The organism is Gordonia sesuvii, assembly GCF_036350415.1.
GTDB lineage: Bacteria > Actinomycetota > Actinomycetes > Mycobacteriales > Mycobacteriaceae > Gordonia > Gordonia sesuvii.
Genome location: NZ_JAZDUF010000001.1, coordinates 459,989 through 477,592 on the forward strand (window position 1 = coordinate 459,989; position 17,604 = coordinate 477,592).

Annotated in this window: 19 protein-coding genes and 1 tRNA gene; 9 read left to right on the forward strand and 11 right to left on the reverse strand. The window is 67.4% G+C overall.

The features are described from left to right. The first annotated feature begins 22 nt into the window (after positions 1-22). Positions 23-286, forward strand: a complete 264-nt coding sequence (rpsR, locus tag VZC37_RS02100) for a 30S ribosomal protein S18 (protein ID WP_330430761.1) — start codon at positions 23-25, stop codon at positions 284-286. 7 nt (positions 287-293) lie between these two features. Here rpsR and VZC37_RS02105 read toward each other — a convergent pair whose 3' ends face one another. After that, positions 294-2,177, reverse strand: a complete 1,884-nt coding sequence (locus VZC37_RS02105; protein WP_330430762.1) for a cation:proton antiporter — start codon at positions 2,175-2,177, stop codon at positions 294-296. 206 nt (positions 2,178-2,383) lie between these two features. On the opposite strand from VZC37_RS02105, the gene VZC37_RS02110 reads away from it, so the two are divergent. The 3 genes from VZC37_RS02110 (at position 2,384) to VZC37_RS02120 (ending at position 5,949) form a co-directional block, all read left to right on the forward strand. Continuing rightward, positions 2,384-3,400 (forward strand): AurF N-oxygenase family protein, encoded by a 1,017-nt coding sequence (locus VZC37_RS02110; RefSeq protein WP_330430763.1) that lies wholly within the window; start codon positions 2,384-2,386, stop codon positions 3,398-3,400. A 29-nt stretch (positions 3,401-3,429) separates the two neighbouring features. After that, a complete protein-coding gene (locus VZC37_RS02115) occupies positions 3,430-4,965 on the forward strand; it encodes a 4Fe-4S binding protein (RefSeq protein WP_330430764.1) in 1,536 nt (511 codons plus the stop codon). A gap of 177 nt (positions 4,966-5,142) precedes the next feature. Further along, positions 5,143-5,949 carry a maleylpyruvate isomerase N-terminal domain-containing protein gene (locus tag VZC37_RS02120; protein WP_330430765.1) on the forward strand — a complete coding sequence of 269 codons (807 nt, stop codon included), beginning with the start codon at positions 5,143-5,145 and terminating at the stop codon, positions 5,947-5,949. Here VZC37_RS02120 and VZC37_RS02125 read toward each other — a convergent pair. Beyond that, positions 5,841-7,424, reverse strand: coding sequence for a DEAD/DEAH box helicase (locus tag VZC37_RS02125; RefSeq protein ID WP_330430766.1), 1,584 nt, complete (start codon positions 7,422-7,424; stop codon positions 5,841-5,843). The two genes, VZC37_RS02120 and VZC37_RS02125, sit on opposite strands and share 109 nt — an antisense overlap. A gap of 332 nt (positions 7,425-7,756) precedes the next feature. Here VZC37_RS02125 and VZC37_RS02130 point away from each other — a divergent pair, with 332 nt between their 5' ends. Continuing rightward, positions 7,757-8,242: a hypothetical protein gene (locus VZC37_RS02130; RefSeq protein ID WP_330430767.1), complete on the forward strand. Its 486-nt coding sequence runs from the start codon at positions 7,757-7,759 to the stop codon at positions 8,240-8,242. 20 nt (positions 8,243-8,262) lie between these two features. Here the strand turns inward: VZC37_RS02130 and VZC37_RS02135 are convergent, their stop codons facing one another. Continuing rightward, on the reverse strand, positions 8,263-8,892 hold the full coding sequence (locus VZC37_RS02135) for a helix-turn-helix domain-containing protein (protein WP_330430768.1): 630 nt from the start codon (positions 8,890-8,892) through the stop codon (positions 8,263-8,265). A 19-nt stretch (positions 8,893-8,911) separates the two neighbouring features. On the opposite strand from VZC37_RS02135, the gene VZC37_RS02140 reads away from it, so the two are divergent. Both VZC37_RS02140 and VZC37_RS02145 read left to right on the forward strand, forming a co-directional pair. Next, complete coding sequence (locus VZC37_RS02140; protein ID WP_330430769.1) at positions 8,912-9,646, forward strand: AzlC family ABC transporter permease; 735 nt, start codon at positions 8,912-8,914, stop codon at positions 9,644-9,646. Further along, positions 9,643-9,963 (forward strand): AzlD domain-containing protein, encoded by a 321-nt coding sequence (locus VZC37_RS02145; RefSeq protein WP_330430770.1) that lies wholly within the window; start codon positions 9,643-9,645, stop codon positions 9,961-9,963. Before VZC37_RS02140 ends, VZC37_RS02145 begins: the two co-directional genes overlap by 4 nt. A 47-nt stretch (positions 9,964-10,010) precedes the next feature. On the opposite strand, the gene VZC37_RS02150 is transcribed toward VZC37_RS02145, so the two are convergent. The 3 genes from VZC37_RS02150 to VZC37_RS02160 all read right to left on the reverse strand — a co-directional run bounded on the left by VZC37_RS02150 (position 10,011) and on the right by VZC37_RS02160 (position 10,778). Then, the gene (locus VZC37_RS02150) at positions 10,011-10,376 is read right to left on the reverse strand and encodes a HepT-like ribonuclease domain-containing protein (protein WP_330430771.1); all 366 of its coding nucleotides are present in this window, start codon (positions 10,374-10,376) and stop codon (positions 10,011-10,013) included. Beyond that, a complete protein-coding gene (locus VZC37_RS02155; RefSeq protein ID WP_330430772.1) occupies positions 10,360-10,665 on the reverse strand; it encodes a nucleotidyltransferase family protein in 306 nt (101 codons plus the stop codon). Before VZC37_RS02155 ends, VZC37_RS02150 begins: the two co-directional genes overlap by 17 nt. Before the next feature lie 40 nt (positions 10,666-10,705). After that, positions 10,706-10,778, reverse strand: a tRNA-Ala gene (locus VZC37_RS02160). A gap of 113 nt (positions 10,779-10,891) precedes the next feature. Between VZC37_RS02160 and VZC37_RS02165 the strand changes: the two genes are divergently transcribed. Continuing rightward, complete coding sequence (locus tag VZC37_RS02165; protein WP_330430773.1) at positions 10,892-11,647, forward strand: hypothetical protein; 756 nt, start codon at positions 10,892-10,894, stop codon at positions 11,645-11,647. On the opposite strand, the gene VZC37_RS02170 is transcribed toward VZC37_RS02165, so the two are convergent. The 5 genes from VZC37_RS02170 to VZC37_RS02190 form a co-directional block, all read right to left on the reverse strand. Then, entirely contained in the window at positions 11,628-13,010 is a 1,383-nt protein-coding gene (locus VZC37_RS02170; protein WP_330430774.1) for a gephyrin-like molybdotransferase receptor GlpR, read from the reverse strand. The genes VZC37_RS02165 and VZC37_RS02170 overlap by 20 nt on opposite strands. A 138-nt stretch (positions 13,011-13,148) precedes the next feature. Continuing rightward, positions 13,149-13,799: an SIMPL domain-containing protein gene (locus tag VZC37_RS02175; protein WP_330430775.1), complete on the reverse strand. Its 651-nt coding sequence runs from the start codon at positions 13,797-13,799 to the stop codon at positions 13,149-13,151. 41 nt (positions 13,800-13,840) lie between these two features. Then, a complete protein-coding gene (locus VZC37_RS02180) occupies positions 13,841-14,497 on the reverse strand; it encodes a GNAT family N-acetyltransferase (protein WP_330430776.1) in 657 nt (218 codons plus the stop codon). 21 nt (positions 14,498-14,518) lie between these two features. Continuing rightward, positions 14,519-15,823, reverse strand: coding sequence for a molybdotransferase-like divisome protein Glp (glp, locus tag VZC37_RS02185; RefSeq protein ID WP_330430777.1), 1,305 nt, complete (start codon positions 15,821-15,823; stop codon positions 14,519-14,521). 93 nt (positions 15,824-15,916) lie between these two features. Further along, positions 15,917-16,873, reverse strand: a complete 957-nt coding sequence (locus VZC37_RS02190; RefSeq protein ID WP_330430778.1) for a UTP--glucose-1-phosphate uridylyltransferase — start codon at positions 16,871-16,873, stop codon at positions 15,917-15,919. A gap of 151 nt (positions 16,874-17,024) precedes the next feature. On the opposite strand from VZC37_RS02190, the gene VZC37_RS02195 reads away from it, so the two are divergent. Continuing rightward, positions 17,025-17,603, forward strand: a complete 579-nt coding sequence (locus VZC37_RS02195) for a 5-formyltetrahydrofolate cyclo-ligase (protein ID WP_330430779.1) — start codon at positions 17,025-17,027, stop codon at positions 17,601-17,603. Position 17,604: the final 1 nt, after the last annotated feature.

Here is a 17,604-nt window from a genome sequence, read left to right on the forward strand (position 1 = left end):
CGTCGACCAGAGAGGAAAAACCATGGCCCGCAAACCCACTCGCACACGCAGAGAGCTTCCGCCCAAGCGTGCGCGCAACCTGTTGACCGCATCCGGCATCCGCGTCGACGGGAACAATCCCGTCGACTACAAGGACGTCGCCCTGCTCCGCCAATTCCTGTCCGACAAGGGACGCATCCGCGGTCGCCGCGTCACCGGCCTGTCACCTCAGGAACAGCGCCAGGTGGCCACCGCCATCCGCAATGCACGCGAGATGGCATTGCTGCCCTACGACTCTCGACGCTGACTCCCGCTCACTCCCCATCGACGCGCATGTCCAGACTGATCTCCTCCGCATCCAGCTGAGCCAGTTCGCTACTGAGCAGAGAAGAATGGAAGGTACCGGCATCGCGCATGCGTAGCAAGACTTCTCGTTGTGCATCGATGATCGCGCGGCGGGTGTGTTCGAACGCCTGACGAAACGCCAGATTGGTGCCGATGACGGTGTCGTCGGAGTCCGCCTGACGCTCCATCCGCTCGATGCGCTCCCGAATCCACGGGTAGCGCTGGGCGACATCGGACGCGGCGAGGGTCTCCGACGCGGTTCGGGCCATCTCGGCATGCAGACGCGCGCGTTCGGCTGCTCGATCGTCGGAGATGTCGGCCAGGCGCAGGCGACGGATGATCCAGCCCAAAGTGCCGCCCTGCACGATCAGAGATGCGGCCGCCACGACGAACGCGACCAACACCACCAGGGACCGCGACGGCGTGTCGGCCGGCAACGTCTGGGCCGCGGCGAGCGTGACCACGCCACGCATCCCCGCCCACACGATGATCGAACCCTCCTTGGGACCCATCGGCGCCCGTGTGTAGTAGTCGATGTCGGCGATCCGACGCGTGATCCGGTTCCGGACTCGCTGTACGCGTTCGGGGTTCGCGGCAAACGCTGCGGTCGACACCTGCTCCTGCCGGGCACGGTGGCGCTTCCGGCGACTGAGGCTCAGCGCGGGTCTCGGCCGGGCATCACCCCCCGTCGACTGGGCGCTACTTCCCGTCGACTGGGCGCCATTCTCAGTCGACCGGGTGCCATTTTCCGTCGACTGGGTGCCACTTCCCGTCGACTGGGCGTGCTTCTGCGCGCGCCGCGACTTCTCCGCGACGGTCGCATTCATGTCCTCGAGGTACGGCCGCATGGCGCTCCCCCGGCGAGCCACCCGATCCAGCCACAGGATCAGCGGCGTCACGTAGACGGCGCGGACCACTATGGTCAGCGCAAGGGCCGCCAGGCCGATCCAGACCGCGGTCGCTATTCCTCCGTGATCATCACGAACGTCGACCAGCAGGCCCCACAGTTCGAGACCCATCAGCAGGAACACACCGCCCTCGGCAAGCAACTCGACGGTCCGCCAGTTCTGTGCGTCGGAGACCCGGTGTCGCGGTGACAGGTAGCGGACCGCGCCGGCCCCGGTGATCAACCCGGCGGTCACCGCGGCGACGAGACCGGACGCGCCCAGCTCCTCGGCCGGCAGATAGGCCAGATAAGGCACGGTGAAGGAGATGGCGGTGTTCACCGTCGCATCACCGACGCGCCGACGAACCCATAGGTTGCCCCAGCCGACGACGGCCCCGATGGCCACCGCCGCGGCGACCGCCCAGAGGAAGCTGACAGCGACGTACCCGATCGAGAAGCCCGCGGCTGTTGCCGCGACCGCGGCGCGGAGCAGCACCAGCGCGGTGGCGTCGTTGAACAGACTCTCGCCCTCCAGGATCGCGGTCACCCGGCCGGGGACGCCGAATCTCTTGGCGATGGAGGTGGCGACTGCGTCGGTCGGTGACACGATCGCGCCGAGGGCGATGCCGGTGGCGATGCCGATCCCAGGTAGGACCCAGGCGAAGAACAAGCCGAGCACTACCGAACTGATGACGACGAGCACCACCGACAATGCGCTGATCGCGGTGAAATCTCGCCGGAAATCCATCGTGGGCATCGACACCGCCGCCGAATACAGCAGCGGCGGCAGCACACCGACCAGAATCCATTCCGGGTCGACAGCGATCTCGGGGACGAACGGCAGCACGCCCACGACCGCCCCGACGACGATCAGGAGCAACGGTGGCGCCACGCGCAGCCGCGGGCCGAGGACCTGGGCCGCCGCGATCCCCAGAACCGCGATGATCGCGAGCAGAACCTTCTCCATGCAACCATCCTGACCCAGAGCCGGACGTCGTTGGCGGCACGCAGTGCCATCACGAATTGTGACATTGAGTGTTGACAGATAACTGTCCGTCGAACTAGTTTCTCAGACATCGACCGATCCGTCGGCCCCGTGCCACGTATCGCACCGAGGATCCGAACAGCTGGAACCGGACACCCGGAATCCGGACAACCGAAGGACCCGCAGCCATGACGAACGCCATCGACCGCATCGGACAGCAGTACGTCCCCGACCGGGACCCATCCGGCGCCGACGACGACTACACGCAGGTGCTCGACGACCTGTCGTCGGCATCGGTCCACCGCAACTTCGATCCCTACATCGACATCGACTGGGACTCGCCGGAGATGGCGGTGGTGCCCGACGATCCGCGGTGGGTGCTCTCCAAGGACGTCGACCCCGTCGGCCGGCACCCCTGGTATCAGCAACTACCCGTCGACAAGCAGATCGAGATCGGCATGTGGCGTCAGGCCAACGTCGCCAAGGTCGGCCTGCAGTTCGAGTCGATCCTGATCCGCGGACTCATGCAGTACAGCTTCAAGCTCCCCAACGGCGCCAGGGAGTTCCGCTACACCACGCACGAATCGAAAGAGGAGTGCAACCACACGCTGATGTTCCAGGAGTTCGTGAACCGCACGGGCATGGACGTTCCGGGCGCCAAGATCGGGTATCGCCTGATCTCGCCGCTGGTGCCGCTGGCGTCGACGATGTTCCCGACGATCTTCTTCTTCGGCGTTCTCGGCGGCGAGGAGCCGATCGACCACATCCAGAAGGACTTCCTGCGCACCAGGTCGACGCTGCACCCGACCATGGCGGCGGTGATGCAGCTACATGTCGCCGAGGAAGCCCGGCACATCTCCTTCGCGCATCACCTCCTGCGCGACACCATCCCGCGCAAGGGGCGTATCCAGCGATTCCTGCTCTCCCTCATGCTGCCGCTCACCATGCGCATCCTCTGCGGCGCGATCGTCGTGCCGCCCAGGAGCTTCCAGAAGCGTTTCGACGTCCCCGACGAGGTGATGCGCGACATCTTCTGGCGTTCGGCGGAGTCGAAGAAGTTCCTGCGCAACGTGTTCGGCGACGTCCGGATGCTCGGCGAGCAGTGCGGGCTGATGAATCCGGTGTCGCGACTGCTGTGGAAGGTGCTCGGCATCGACGGCCGTCCGTCCCGGTTCCGCAGTGAACCCACCTACACCGCGGCCTGAGCTGCGGCTCTCTGCAAGGGATCTCGACGATGCCCCACGTGGTCACGCAGGCCTGCTGCGGTGACGCATCCTGCGTCTACGCCTGCCCGGTCAACTGCATTCATCCGACACCCGAGGAACCCGGTTTCGGGACCTCGGAGATGCTCTACATCGATCCGGCGACGTGCGTCGACTGCGGTGCATGTGTGAGCGCCTGCCCGGTGGGTGCCATCGTCCCCGGCCATCGACTCCCCGATGAGCAGGCGCGGTTCGCCGACATCAACGCCGCACACTTCGAACCCGCAGGCGCAGACGCGGCCCGATTCCCGGTCGACCCGTCGCGGCGGTTGCCGCTGGCACCGATCGACCACCCGCGCCGGCTGGCCGCCGACTCCCCGTTGTCGGTCGGCATCGTCGGGTCCGGACCATCGGCGATGTACGCCGCCGACGAGCTGCTGCGGCACCCGCAGGTCTCGGTCACCGTCTACGAACGCCTCGACCGTCCATTCGGTCTGGCTCGGTTCGGCGTCGCTCCCGACCACCTCGCCACCCGTTCGGTGATGCGTCTGTTCGACGACATCGCCGGCCACCCGCGCTGCGACATCCGACTCGGCGTCGCGGTCGGCACCGACGTCACACTCGACGAAGTGCGGAATCGACACCAGGCGGTCATCTGGGCCGGCGGCGCGCCGACCGACCGCCGACTCGACCTCGAGAACGCCACGGCGCCTGGAGTTCTCAGCGCCACCGCACTGGTGGGGTGGTACAACGGCCACCCCGACCACACCGACCTCGACGTCGACCTCTCGTCATCTCGGGCCGTGGTGATCGGCAACGGGAACGTCGCCCTCGACGTGGCACGCATTCTGACCGCGGACCCGGAATCGCTCGCCGACACCACACTCGCGCCGCGGGCGCTCACCGCACTCCGTTCCTCGGCGATCGAGGAGGTGGTCGTGCTGGGTCGCCGCGGGCCGGCCCACGCCGCATTCACCGTGCCCGAACTGGTCGGCCTCGTCGACACAGGGGTGAACCTGGTCGTCGACACCGCAGATCTCGCCTCGGCGGCCGAACTGGTCATCGATGACGTGACGACCCGGACGAAGCTGGACCTGCTGGCCGAGGTGGCCGGTCGGCCACCCGCCGACGGCCCGCGTATCCGTCTGGCGTTCCATCGCGCACCCGCAGCAATCCGGGTCGACAACGACGGACGCGCCACCGGACTGGCCGTCGACCACACCCGCGTCGGAGCGTCGGGAACCGTGGAATCGACGGGCATCTCCGAGACCATCGAGACGTCGCTGGTGCTGACCTCGATCGGCTATCGCGGCGTCGCGGTGCCGGGCCTGCCGTTCGACGACACGCGTGGGGTCATCCCGCACGACGCCGGCCGGGTCGTCGACCACGACACGCCGGTGCCGGGGGTCTACGTCACCGGCTGGATCAAGCGTGGTCCGTCCGGATTCATCGGCACCAACAAGACGGACTCCGCCGAGACCGTCGGATCGTTGCTCGCCGATTACGAAGCCGGCCGATTGCCGGCTGCCCGCCCCGCACGCCGCCGGGTCCTGAGCCGGCTGGGTTGACCGTCGCTCCGTCTGGGACATCCGTCCCGGACGCTTGAACCATCCGACCGGCAATCATCACTGGCCGCAATCGAATTCACCACGGCACACCTGGGCACGGTTGGGTCACGATCGCCCCTTCGGTCACCACAATCGGGGGTATCCTGAGGTCTCCTTTGTTCAGGGGGGTGGCCACGGGTGAGGACCACGTTCTCGCGCTTCGATTACATCGACGCCGCACGTGAGACGGGCACGCGATTCGTCGACCTGGTTCGGACCGTCACCGACCCGGAGGCCCGGCTCACCGGTACGCCCGGGTGGAGCGTCGTCGACTGTCTCGGCCACGTCGCCGCGGCCCCGGCGAGGTATCTGGAATTGGCCCGCGGCGAGGGCTCGTATCCTCAGCGACCCGGCGACATGCCCGACTTCAATGCGAAACAGATCGCCAACATGACCACCCGCGACGTCTGGTCGCTCACCGACCAGCTGCTCGACGACCTGGATCGTCTGCTCGACGCCGTCTGCCATTTCGGTGCCCGAGTCCCGGTGATGGACTTCGACGGGGGTGCACGTGTGCGTGCCGACTCCGCCCTCGGCATCTTGATCGGTGAGTTCGTCGTTCACGGCCATGACGTCGCTGATGCCGTGGGTACGCCATGGCCCATCGATCCGACGATGGCACCACTCGTGGCCCGCGGCCGGCATCAGGTGCTGCCGCAGTGGCTACGGGAGTCCACCTGTTGCGGACACTCCGCCACCTACGACATCCGCCTTCGTGGCTGCTCGGAGCATTTCGTCTACGAGTTCACCGACGGTCGCCTGGAAATCGATCCGGCGAATCCGAGACCACCAGATGTGCACATGAGCCTGGACCCGGTCGTCGCGATGCTCGCCGCCTACGGTCGGGTGTCACCCACCTGGGCGGCACTGACCGGGCGCGCCTTTGCCTGGGGCGCCCGGCCGTGGCTGGCCGCCGGACTGTACGGGCGGTTCGCACCGGCGTGATCAGGCGTTTTCAGCAGTTGGGCGGGTGACCCCAAAGGCCACTCGGCGCGCGCCGGGCGGCGGCGCGACCGCGAGCCGTGGCCGGCCGAGCCTCCACCACTGCGACCGGAGCCTCGCGCCCCGCCATGATCGGAGCGACCGGAACCACGAGTACCGCCGCGGTCCGAGCGACCGCGGCCGGATGCGCCGCGCGTTCCCCCGCGTCCCTGGCCACCACGTCCCTGGCCACCGCGTCCCTGGCCACCGCCGGGACGCCTGCCGCGGCCGGCGCTGCGGTCCTGCGACGGCTTCGGCTCCGGTGCCGGGGCGACATGCTCGGCTCGCTCGCCGACGAGTGCGTCGACTTCGTCCGAGCTGGGTCCGACACCGACCGGCTTCACGGTGATCTTCGCCTTGCGCAGCAACTGCGCGACATCGCGCCGTTGGTCGGGCAGACACACGGTGACGACGTCGCCGGCGCTCCCGGCGCGGGCGGTGCGGCCCGAACGGTGCAGATAGGCCTTGTGCTCGGCCGGCGGGTCGACGTGCACGACCAGCTCGATGTCGTCGACATGCACGCCGCGGGCTGCGACGTCGGTCGCCACGAGCACCCGCACGTCCCCGTTGCCGAATGCACCCAGGTTCCGATCACGTTGCGCCTGACTGAGATTGCCGTGCAAGTCGACGGCCGGGATGCCATCGGCGGTGAGTTTGCGGGCCAGCTTGCGCGCCTGATGCTTGGTACGGGTGAACAGGATGCGGCGGCCGGAACCGGACGCGAGTTCGTTGACAAGAGCGTTCTTCTCGCCGGGCGACACCTCGAAGACATGGTGGGTCATCGCGGCGACCGGCGAGTTGGCCTCGTCGACCGAGTGCAGGGTCGGCTTGTCGAGGAAACGCTTGGCCAATTTGTCGACGCCGTTGTCGAGGGTGGCCGAGAACAGCAGCCGCTGTCCGTCGGCCGGGGTCGCTGCGAGCAGCCGGGTGACGACGGGCAGGAAGCCGAGGTCCGCCATGTGATCGGCCTCGTCGATCACCGTGATCTCGACCTCGTCGAGTTTCACGATGCCCTGCCGCATGAGGTCTTCGAGTCGGCCCGGGCAGGCGACGACGATGTCGACACCACGGCGGAATGCCTGTTCCTGGCGGGTTTGCTTCACGCCGCCGAAGACGGTGGTCACCGTGAGACCCACGGCCTTCGCCAGCGGTTCGATCACCGCGGCGATCTGGGTGGCGAGTTCGCGGGTGGGCGCGAGGACGAGGCCGGTCGGTGCGCCGACCATATGGGGCACCTCCATCTCGGCCAGGCCCGCGACCATGGGGATGGCGAATGCGAGGGTCTTGCCCGAGCCTGTCTTGCCACGGCCCAGGACATCCCGGCCGCCCAGGGTGTCACCGAGGGTGTCTTCCTGAATCGGGAATGCTTCGGTCTTTCCATCGGCTGCAAGGACTTTGACGAGTTCTGCAGGCACGCCGAGGGATTCGAATGTGGTCATCTGTTGCTTTCTGCGCAGGCACACGCGGACACGATCGTTCGTGCCGGTTCTGCTGGTGTGCCGGGTGGCGAACACGCGGTGTGCGGGTCCGTTCGCCGTACGAAGTCTGTGAGAAGGCGGCCGATTCAAGCGGGCCTGCCTGCACGAGAAGCGTTCTACGACGCGTTGACGACGCCCGTGGGCGCATCACTGTCCTTCAGCGTACGCGGTGCGACATGCGATGGGCCAATCGTTGTGACTCAGCACGCAATTGTCGACGTGCCACTGTGATCTGAGTAACATCCGGGAGCCGTTGTGCGATACCAACGACGAACCCCATCGCGGAGGTACCGATGCGACCGCGCCACGCTATCCACCTCGTCGGGCCGCTGGCGCTTGCGATCGCCCTGGTCGGCACTCCCGAAGCTGCCGCTGCGCCGGCCCATCGGCTTCCGACGCTCCACGTGCCCACGGTCGCCCACGGACCGGCCTGTGCCGGTCAGGTCGTCGTCGACGCGACGTCGATCGCGGCACTGCAGCAGAGGTCGGGGCCGCCGATCGACAATCGTGGCCGCCTCTACGTGTCGGCCACCGGTGGGTTCTTCGGAGTTTCCGAAAGCCTCGGTGCGCCATGCGATGTCAGGGTCACGATCGCGTGGCACAACCTCACATCGGGCCGAACTGGCACGATATCGGGCACCGTCGCGGGCCTACTGGCACCGGCGGCCCCGCTGGGCAGCCTGACCCGCATGGTGACCACCGGCTCCGGCCGCGTCGAGCTCATGGTCAGCACCGACCGTCCCCACCTCCCGGCACGGGGAACGATGACCGTGCATTGATGCGAACCCGGTCGCGATACTCAGAACGCTTCGCTCAACATCACTGCGATGGTGCCGGGTTCCAGCGCATCGAAGACGTGCTCGACGTCACCCGGGTAGGAGATGTAGTCACCCGCCCCGAGCACTTCCGTCGCATCGGTGGGCCCCAGGCGCGCTCGGCCAGCACTGATCACAACGTGTTCGATGATCCCGCGGGCGTGCGGTGCCGAGATCCGCGGCTTGCCCGGCTCCGCTCGGACGAGGTACATGTCGCGGCGCGAACCCGGTGACGCGGTGGAGAGCAGGGTGGCGGTGTAGTCGGCATCCGCCGCCGGGATGACCGGTCCCCCGCCGAGACGGATCACCTCGACCGTGGGCGTCGGCGAGTCCAGCAGGGCCGAGAACTGCAGACCGAGCGCCGTGGACAGCGCCCACAACGTCTCGACGCTGGGATTACCATCACCCGACTCCAACTGCGACAGTGTCGACTTCCCGATACCCGCTCGTCGCGCGAGTTCGCCGATCGAGAGGCCGGCACGGGTTCGTTCTCGCTTCAGCGCGGCGGCGACCATCCGCTTGGGATTGAGTTGCCCGGGGTCGGGAGACGCCGACCCGCCGGGCGCATCGTTCGATTCATCGGACGATCGTGCATCTTGACGAACACCTGCCATAGTGTTCATCATAGTGGTCATGCGTTCCTTCTGGAGAACACTCGACGCGGCAACCGTACGTGTCGTCCTGGTCATGAGCGCATCCGTGCTGGTCATCGGCGCTTCGTACGGCGTCACGGCACACGCCGCCGGTCTGGCCTGGTGGCAGATCGTCATCATCGCGACCGTCGTGTTGGCCGGCTCGTCGGAGTTCGTGTTCGTCGGCATCCTCGCGGGTGGCGGTGCTCCGCTGCTGGCGGCACTCGCCGGGCTGCTGGTCAACACACGTAACTTCGGCTACGGCCTGTCGATCGGACGCCACCTGCCGCGCGGGCTCCCCCTGGCGCTCGGAGCACACCTGATCAACGACGAGACGGCCGTGATCGTGGCCGGCGAACCCGAGTCACGTCGGGCCCGGATCGCCTTCTTCCTCTGTGGTGCCGGAATTCTGATCAGCTGGCCCCTCGGTTCCGCCATCGGCGCGGCGATCGGTGAACTCGTCACCGACCCCGAGGCGTTGGGCCTCGACGCCGCGTTCCCGGCTCTTCTCGCAGCACTTGCCGTGCCCGCGCTGCGTGACCGGAGCACATTGTGTGCAGCCGCGATCGGTGCCGTGGTGGCGGTGGCGGCCACGCCGTTCCTGCCGGCCGGTCTGCCGATCCTTCTCGCCCTCTCCGGACTGGCCGTCGTCGAGCTGATGCGACGCCGCGCTCGGCCGCAGCCGCGACCTGCGAACTCCGACGACGACACCTGCCGACTGGAGCATGTGCGATGAATGCCACCGAACTCGCCATCGGCGTCGCAGTGCTCGCGGTCGGAACGTACCTGATCCGGTTGGCCGGTCCGGCTCTTCGCAACCGGTTCGAGGTCAGCCCGCGTGCCGCCGCCGTGATGGATCGCGGAGCCATCGTGCTGCTCGTCGGTGTCGCGATCACCGGTGCCCTGTTCGTCGGACAGGACCTGGTCGGATGGGCACGACCGGCAGGCGTCGCCGTCGGCATCGTCGCGGCGTTGTGTCGCGCGCCGATCATCGTCGTGGTGCTGCTCGCCGCCGGTACCGCGGCGGGTCTGCGAGCGTGCGGCGTGGCGTGATTGGGCGGCGCATCGAACAGCAGGCGACCCGGTGCACGATCTGCCGATCACCCTTCTGGCTCGAACCCGTCGAGGAGGTCCTCGAGCACCGGGATCAGCGCTGGTACGTCCCTTGTGGCCGCCGTCCAGACGGTTGTGCTGTCCACCGCCGCGTAGCCATGGACAAAAATGTTCCGCATCCCGATGATCTTGTGCACGTGCGGTACCCGCTCAGCCAAGGACTCGTCGATTCGCCGCAGATTTCGCAGGGCTTCCCCGACGATCTCGATCTGTCGTTCGGTCGCAGACTCGACCAGCAAGTTTCCGACATACCCGCCAACCGGTTCATCGGCGACGATCAGACGCACATTTCGTGCTGCGTTGAGCGCGTCCCAGAGATACGCAGCCGCGATCTTGTCAGGCCGCGTAGACATCTTCAGCCGTGGAGAAGATCGACTCAGCGACGTACGGATTCGTCACCGCGTTCGCCATGACAAGATCGACTCCTCGGCCCACGATCTCTTCGAGTGCCGCCTTGAGGTCGAAGTAGTCGTGGAAGACGTTGTCGCGGTCGGCTTTGAAGTCCACGAGGAAATCGACATCGCTCCGTGTCGGGTGGAAGCTGTCGGTCAGAATCGAACCGAAAACTCGTAAGCGCTCGACGCCGTACCTGGCACACACCCCGGCAATTGCCTCGGAATCGAGCGGAATCGCGGTGGTCATACGAATATTGTCCCAGATTGTCTGCCGCTGAGATCACTTGTGGAGCTAAGGGGAATCGAACCCCTGACCTACTCGATGCGAACGAGTCGCGCTACCAACTGCGCCATAGCCCCGGGCGGCCGACGTGTGACCGGCCGTTGGCCACTCTAGCAGCCGGGAGCGGGGTTCTCCCAAACCCAGGATCGGTGCCGGTTTCGTCTGCGTCGCGTCGGCTAATCTCGCCGATATGGCGGACATGTCGGACTCCCACGTCGCGACCGTTCTCGAACGCGCGGTCGCCGGGATCAATCCGGTTCTCGATGCTCTCGCCGAGCGTGACCCGCTCGGTCTGAAGAAGCACACCTTCCACGACGACCCCCATCCCGATTCAAAGGTGCAGCAAGCCCTGCACGTGCTCGCGCAGGGTGTCGACGCCACCGACTGGCCGGGTACACAAGGCTGGACCAAGCGGTCGATGAACAGTCGGGCCGATTGGTGGATCAGCCGCATCGGCACCGTCAACACCGTCGCAGTCGCCTATCCGGGAGTGTTCGGCGGCTGGACCCGTCGGCTGCCACTCGCGTCTGTGCTCGGCTTCGCGAACCAGGCGATCGTGCTGGTCGCGATAGCCAGGGAGTACGGGGTCACCGACCGGTCTGGGCAGGTGCGGCTGCTCGCGTCGGTGCTGTGTGGCCGCGACCTCGACCGCTCGACCATCAGCGACGATTCAGACCCTGCCGAGTCCGGCCCGCTGCCGACCGACGGCGACGGCAAGACGTTGATCGGGGCGATCTGGGATGTCGCGAAGATCCTGCGTGGCCTCACGAACGAATTCGAACGACGCCCGCAGCCGATACTCCCGCTACGGATGCTCGCTTACATACCGGTGGTCGGGGCGCCGGTCACCTATGTCGGCGAACGGCTGGCGTTGTCCCAGGCGGCGCGGCACGGTCGGCAGTGGATCGCCGAGCATCCCGACGCGGTCAGCCCGCGACGCGCCTGAGCCCGTCGTCCTCACGCATCATGCGACGGCGCTGGAACGGCGGCAGATGCTCGAACACGGGGTCCTCGTCGTCGATCTCGAGGACGACCGCCCCACCCGGACGTCGCAGGCGTGGCGGAGGCGGTGCTGCCGCGAATTCCGCTGCGGCATCGGCACGTCGGCGGCGATCTGCCTGTTCACGTTCGGAGCGCCGGGCGCGCGCGGCACGCTGGGCGCGGATTCTCTGCTCGGTGGCGACGGTGCGGCGAAGGTAGGCCAGATAGGCCAGCAGCATCACACCGACCACACCGGTGGCGATCCATCCCGCGGCTCCGAGGAAGAAGCCTGAGGCGCCCGCGATCACCAGGAGTGCCAGTAGGCCGATCAGTACGCGCTGCCGCTCGCGGTAGCGCAGTTCGGATTGGCGCGCGTCCGGCGAGTAGACCGTCCGACGCCGCTCAGTTCGGCTCGATCGGTGATCCTCACGCCGCCGTGGCCGCGCATTGGCCGCCTCGGCGTCTGCATCGTCGGTCAGGTCGGCATCGGCCAGATCGGCATCGGTCAGATCACCGTCGCTCGTGTCGTCGTACCCGTCGACCTCGTAGTCGTCGTCGTACTCGTCCTCGACGAAGTCGTCGTCCTCGTACTCGTCATGCTCGTCGGCGTCGTCGTATTCGTCAGCGTCGTCGAATTCGTCGTCCTCGTATTCGGCGTCCTGGAGATCGGCGCTGTCGTACCCGGAATCGTCGACGTCGGAGTCGGTCAGGTCGTCGTCGGCATCGTCTTCGTCGGCCATCTCCTCGGCCGCGACGATCTCGGCGTCCTCGACGTCGTCGAGGTCGTCGTCGATGTCGTCGCGCTCGGCGTCGACGAATTCACCGTCGAGCGTGATCTCCTCGTCGTCGTAACCGGCTCCGGAATCGACACTCTCGGCGTCGTCGCCCTCGGAGCTGTCGGCTTCGAGGTCATCGGCGCCGTCAGCGTCATCGAGATCAGTCACATCCAGATCGTCGAGGGTGTCGTCTTCGTCGGCCACCGGCGCCGAGACGGAAGCCCCCGTCGCGCGTCGCACCGTCGTGTCCGACGTCGAATCCGCTGTGTCCGAGCTGTTCTCGACATCGCCGTCCGCATCGTCATCGTCGAGGACTGCGGTGCCGGTCCGTTCGGGTCGCTTGCGTTCGGACTTCCAGGACGGGTCATGCGGATGAGCTCCAGCGGAACGCCGCTTGGTGGTTCGGGTGCGGGTGCCGCCGCGGTGTAGCAGGCGGGTCTCCTTCGCCGCTGCAGTGGACTTACGCATCTGCGGACGCCCCTTGATGACCATCGGAACCAGCACGAAAAGCCATACGGCCACAAGGCAGACCCACAAGACTGAGTTCGGCATGCGACTCTCCCTTCTTTCACTCTGGTTACACGACGCCACCTCACAATCTAGGTGCGGACATGTCCGAGCCAGCGCAGACGCGCCGAGTGACGACGACATTGCGGGATTCACAGGGCGCTCTCAGATCGCGCCTCGTGATCACTGGTCGGCGACGAAGAGCGCGTCGACCTCGACCGAGATCTCGATGTCGGCGGGACGAAGTTCGAGTGCCGGCGCGGAGCCGGGGCCGCCGGGGGGTGCAGCCCGGAGCATGGCGGGCCGTGCGTCCGTGCGCATGTCGGGATCGGCCAGCCGGATCGGCGTCACCGCGCCGCGACCGACGGCGTCGGCGTAGGCCTGCGCCTTGAACACCGCGTCGTCGACCGCCTCCCGACGGAGTTCGTGCTCACGGTCCCGGCGACTGCCCTCCGACAAGATCCATCGCACGCCGCCGATCCGCACACCCTCGACGGTCGACCACCGGTCGACGAACCGCGACAGGGCCTCGAAATCGCCGAAACGTGCACTCAGACCGATCTGCGTGGCGTACTCCACGTCGAGGCGGCGCCCCTCCCCGTCGTAGGGACGATGACCGAACACCCGGATCGTGTCGCTCGTCCACTCCCCGATCGCTCCGTCCCCGACCAGTTCGTCGAGGGCTGCCACCAACGCCGCATGGACCTCGACGGCCGACTTATAGACAGCGTCGCGGGATGGTCCGTTCGTTTTGACGGCGAGGTCGAGGACCGCGAACTCCGGCGCGAACTTTCGGCGGGCCACACCTCGCACGACGATCTCCAACTGCGGCATGTCGCGAGGATACGTCGCCGTCTCAGTGACCCGATGCCGCGTCAATGAAACGACGCGCGCCCCGATCGCACGAGGGTCGCGGCCGCGCCGTCGCCGATCTCCTCGGCGGTCAGGGCGAACAGAATGTGGTCCCGCCAGCTGCGATTGACGTCCATGTACCGCTCGAGCAGGCCTTCGCGGCGGAAGCCGATCTTGGTGAGCACGGCTTGCGAGGCCACGTTGGCGGGCTGCACCGTGGCGTCGAGGCGGTGCAGGCCGACCGGGCCGAAGCAGTGGTCGACGCCGAGAGCCACTGCTGCGGTGGCGATCCCCTGGCCGACGTGTGAGGCGTCGACCCAGTACCCGATCCAGGCGCTGCGGACCGCACCTCGCTGGATGTTGCCGACGGTGAGCTGACCGACGTAGTCGCCGTCGAGTTCGATGACGAAGGGCAACACGGTGCCGCGCTTGGCTTCCGACCGCAGGATGGAGAAGAGCGGCGGCCACGCGCTCGGTTGGTGGCGTTCTGACCACGATCCGACCCCGGTGGGTTCCCACGGAAGGAGGGTGTTCTGGTTACGGATGCGCAGTGCGCTCCACGCCTTGGCGTCGCGCATCTTGACCGGACGCAACGACACGGCACCCGCCTGGGTACGCAACGGCCCGAGAGTCGCCGGCCAGCCTGGGTTGATCTGCGCCCCCGACAACCACCTCAACACGACAGTGAGTGTATGTCCGGGTCATCCACGCTGCGCCAGGAACGCCACCTCGACCTCGTCGCCCGTGGCCAACTCCGCCACGTCGGGCTCGACGATGATCAGGCAGTTCGCCTCGGCCAGCTCGGCGAGCAGGTGTGAGCTCCCGGTCGGCGACGCCCCGATGACCTGGACGAGGTAGTCACCCGATCGCTCGTCGCGCATCAGCTGCCCGCGCAGATACCCCTTGCGGCCCTGCACCGACGCGATCGGCCCGATCGTCCGGGCGGTGATCACCCGCCGCATCGGCTGGCGCTTGCCGAGCGCGATGCGGATCAGCGGGCGCACCATCACCTCGAAGGTGACCAACGCACTGACCGGATTGGACGGCAGCAGGAAGGTCGGCACCTCGTCGCGGCCGAGTCGCCCGAATCCTTGAACGGACCCGGGATGCATCGCCACCCGCACGATTTCGAGCTCACCGAGGTCGCTCAACGCTTCGGCGACGGCACGCGACGCACTGCCACCGACAGCCCCGCAGATCACCACGATTTCCGATCGGATGAGTTGCGCCTCAACCACTTCCCGCATTCGTGAGGTCTCACGCTCGGCGATGCCGACCCGATTGACGTCGGCGCCGGCGTCCCGTGCGGCCGCAGCCAATGCGTAGCTGTTCACATCGAAGACCTGACCGGGCCCGGGGGAACGGTCGATGTCGACGAGCTCGCTGCCGATGGAGATCACCGACAACCGCGGCCGGGGATGCACCATCACGCGGGCCTGCCCGACCGCGGCGAGCAGCCCGACCTGCGCTGGCCCGATGATCGATCCGGCCCGGACCGCGACATCTCCGGGCTGGACGTCGTCGCCGACGCGTCGAACGTAGTCGCCGCTGTCGACGGCGTGACCGACCTTGACCTTCTGCTCACCGCCGTCGGTCCAGCGCAGCGGGACCACGGCGTCGGCCAGGGTGGGCATGGGTGCACCGGTCTCCACCCGGACCGCCTGCCGCGGCTGCAGTCGCGTCGGTGTGCGCGCACCGGGTTCCACCCCACCGACGACGGGCAGCGACACGATCATCTCCGCCCCCGGCGTGAGGTCCACGAGTTCCGCTCCGCCGGCGTCGAACTCCTCCAGGTCGTCGGGAGCGATGGTGCCGGCGAGATCGACGTCGACCGCGCGCACCGCATAGCCATCGATGGCTGCCTGATCGAACCCGGGCATCGGCCGTTCGGTGACGACTTCCTCTGCGCACATCAAGCCCTGCGCCTCGGAGATCGCGACGCGAACCGGCCGCGGCGCCACCGCTGCGGCGGTCACCCGGGTCAGATGATCTTCGACCGAACGCATCTCACCTCTTGCCCCATGTCGGCTGACAGACTTGAGCAGACAGTAGCCGGAGCCGGGCGTAGGGTGGTGGCGGCGCGCTGTCGAATCGGTCGGTCAGCCGTCGGCGAGGCGTTTGCCGAGCCACTCCCGCAGGTCGGGACCGTAGTCGTCACGATCGAGCGCGAAGTCGACCGCGGCCTTGAGATAGCCGCCGGGGTTGCCGAGGTCGTGCCGGGTGCCGTGATGGACCACCACGTGCACCGGCTCCCCCTCCTCGATCAGCAGGGCGATGGCGTCGGTGAGCTGCAGTTCGCCACCCGCGCCGGGCTTGATCCGACGCAGCGCGTCAAAGATCTTGCGGTCCAGGATGTATCGTCCTGCCGCCGCCAGATTCGACGGCGCATCCTTCGGTTCCGGCTTCTCCACCATGCCGCGGAGTCGTTTGACGTTCGGGTTGTTGGCGTCCGGGAGCTCCTCGACCTCGAATACGCCGTAGGCGCTGATGCGGTCCTCGGGCACCTCGATCGCGCAGAGCACCGACCCACCCCGGCGCTGACGAGTCCGCGACATCACTTCCAGAACTCCGCCGGGGAGGACCAGGTCATCGGGCAGCAGCACCGCGACGGCGTCCTCGTCGTCGTCGAGGTACTGCTCGACACATCCGACGGCATGTCCGAGGCCGAGCGGTTTCTCCTGGACCACCGAAGCCACCTCGAGCAGCGACGGAGCCTTGCGCACCTTGGCGAGCATCGCCTCCTTGCCGCGGGTGGCGAGGGTGTTCTCCAGGACCAGGTCCTCGACGAAGTGCGCGACGACGCCGTCCTTGCCCGGCGAGGTGACGATCAGGAGTCGTTCGGCACCGGCCGATTTCGCCTCCTCGGCGACGAGCTCGATCCCGGGGGTGTCGACCACCGGCAACAACTCTTTGGGGACGGTCTTGGTGGCCGGCAGGAAACGCGTGCCGAGTCCGGCAGCCGGGACAACCGCGGTCCGCGGGATCGGCGGCGTGTTCGGCACATTCTCGTACTCGGTGAACGCCTCGGTAGTCTGGCTCACGTCACTGGTGCTCATGAGAACACCCTAGTGTCGCGCGTGCGAAGTTTCCTGTCGGCATCCGGTCGGAGGACATCGGTGCCGATTGCTGCGAAGATCCTGTCGTGGGGCGTGAATCCGTGGCGGGTGAACGGGCCCTGACCTGACGGAACGACGATGAGGCGGTGGGGTGCGGTCAACGAAGCGCAGGCTGCGGGTCGAGTTCGAGGAGCGTCGGGGCGCGAAGTCGTTCGCGACCCGAAAGCGCGCGGCGGGCAACCTGGCCGACTGGGTGGCCTCGGCCCCGTTTCGCCTCGAGTACGACGTGACGGTCGCCGCCTACGTTCCCATCGGGACCGAACCCGGATCACCCGCTCTGCTCGACGCGCTCATCGACCGCGGAGTGACCGTCATCGTGCCGGTGGTGCCGCCCGGCGAGCCCGCGGCGCTCGATTGGGTGCGCTACGACGGCGCCGACTCATTGGCACGCGGCCGGTGGGGCCTACTGGAACCGACGGGTGACCGACTGGGTGCTCACGCGATCGATGCGGCCGCGGTGGTGTTCGTCCCGGCCTACGCGGTGGACAAGACCGGCAACCGACTCGGCCGCGGTGCCGGCTACTACGACCGCACGCTTGCCGGCCGGTCTGCCGAGATCATCGCGGTGGTGTACGACGACGAGATCGTGGAATCGCTGCCGACGGACCCGCACGACGTGCGGGTCGGCTGGGCACTCACGCCCGACGGCGGCTTCCGCCGAATCGGTTGAG

Bases quoted from the DNA above. Each gene is read 5' to 3' on its own strand.
- rpsR (WP_330430761.1), top strand. From the start codon at position 23: ATGGCCCGCAAACCCACTCGCACACGCAGAGAGCTTCCGCCCAAGCGT.
- glp (WP_330430777.1), bottom strand. From the start codon at position 15,823: ATGCGTTCGGTCGAAGATCATCTGACCCGGGTGACCGCCGCAGCGGTG.
- VZC37_RS02110 (WP_330430763.1), top strand. From the start codon at position 2,384: ATGACGAACGCCATCGACCGCATCGGACAGCAGTACGTCCCCGACCGG.
- VZC37_RS02190 (WP_330430778.1), bottom strand. From the start codon at position 16,873: ATGAGCACCAGTGACGTGAGCCAGACTACCGAGGCGTTCACCGAGTAC.
- VZC37_RS02145 (WP_330430770.1), top strand. From the start codon at position 9,643: ATGAATGCCACCGAACTCGCCATCGGCGTCGCAGTGCTCGCGGTCGGA.
- VZC37_RS02130 (WP_330430767.1), top strand. From the start codon at position 7,757: ATGCGACCGCGCCACGCTATCCACCTCGTCGGGCCGCTGGCGCTTGCG.
- VZC37_RS02165 (WP_330430773.1), top strand. From the start codon at position 10,892: ATGGCGGACATGTCGGACTCCCACGTCGCGACCGTTCTCGAACGCGCG.
- VZC37_RS02105 (WP_330430762.1), bottom strand. From the start codon at position 2,177: ATGGAGAAGGTTCTGCTCGCGATCATCGCGGTTCTGGGGATCGCGGCG.
- VZC37_RS02155 (WP_330430772.1), bottom strand. From the start codon at position 10,665: ATGACCACCGCGATTCCGCTCGATTCCGAGGCAATTGCCGGGGTGTGT.
- VZC37_RS02175 (WP_330430775.1), bottom strand. From the start codon at position 13,799: ATGCCGCAGTTGGAGATCGTCGTGCGAGGTGTGGCCCGCCGAAAGTTC.
- VZC37_RS02150 (WP_330430771.1), bottom strand. From the start codon at position 10,376: ATGTCTACGCGGCCTGACAAGATCGCGGCTGCGTATCTCTGGGACGCG.
- VZC37_RS02135 (WP_330430768.1), bottom strand. From the start codon at position 8,892: ATGGCAGGTGTTCGTCAAGATGCACGATCGTCCGATGAATCGAACGAT.
- VZC37_RS02140 (WP_330430769.1), top strand. From the start codon at position 8,912: ATGCGTTCCTTCTGGAGAACACTCGACGCGGCAACCGTACGTGTCGTC.
- VZC37_RS02125 (WP_330430766.1), bottom strand. From the start codon at position 7,424: ATGACCACATTCGAATCCCTCGGCGTGCCTGCAGAACTCGTCAAAGTC.
- VZC37_RS02170 (WP_330430774.1), bottom strand. From the start codon at position 13,010: ATGCCGAACTCAGTCTTGTGGGTCTGCCTTGTGGCCGTATGGCTTTTC.
- VZC37_RS02115 (WP_330430764.1), top strand. From the start codon at position 3,430: ATGCCCCACGTGGTCACGCAGGCCTGCTGCGGTGACGCATCCTGCGTC.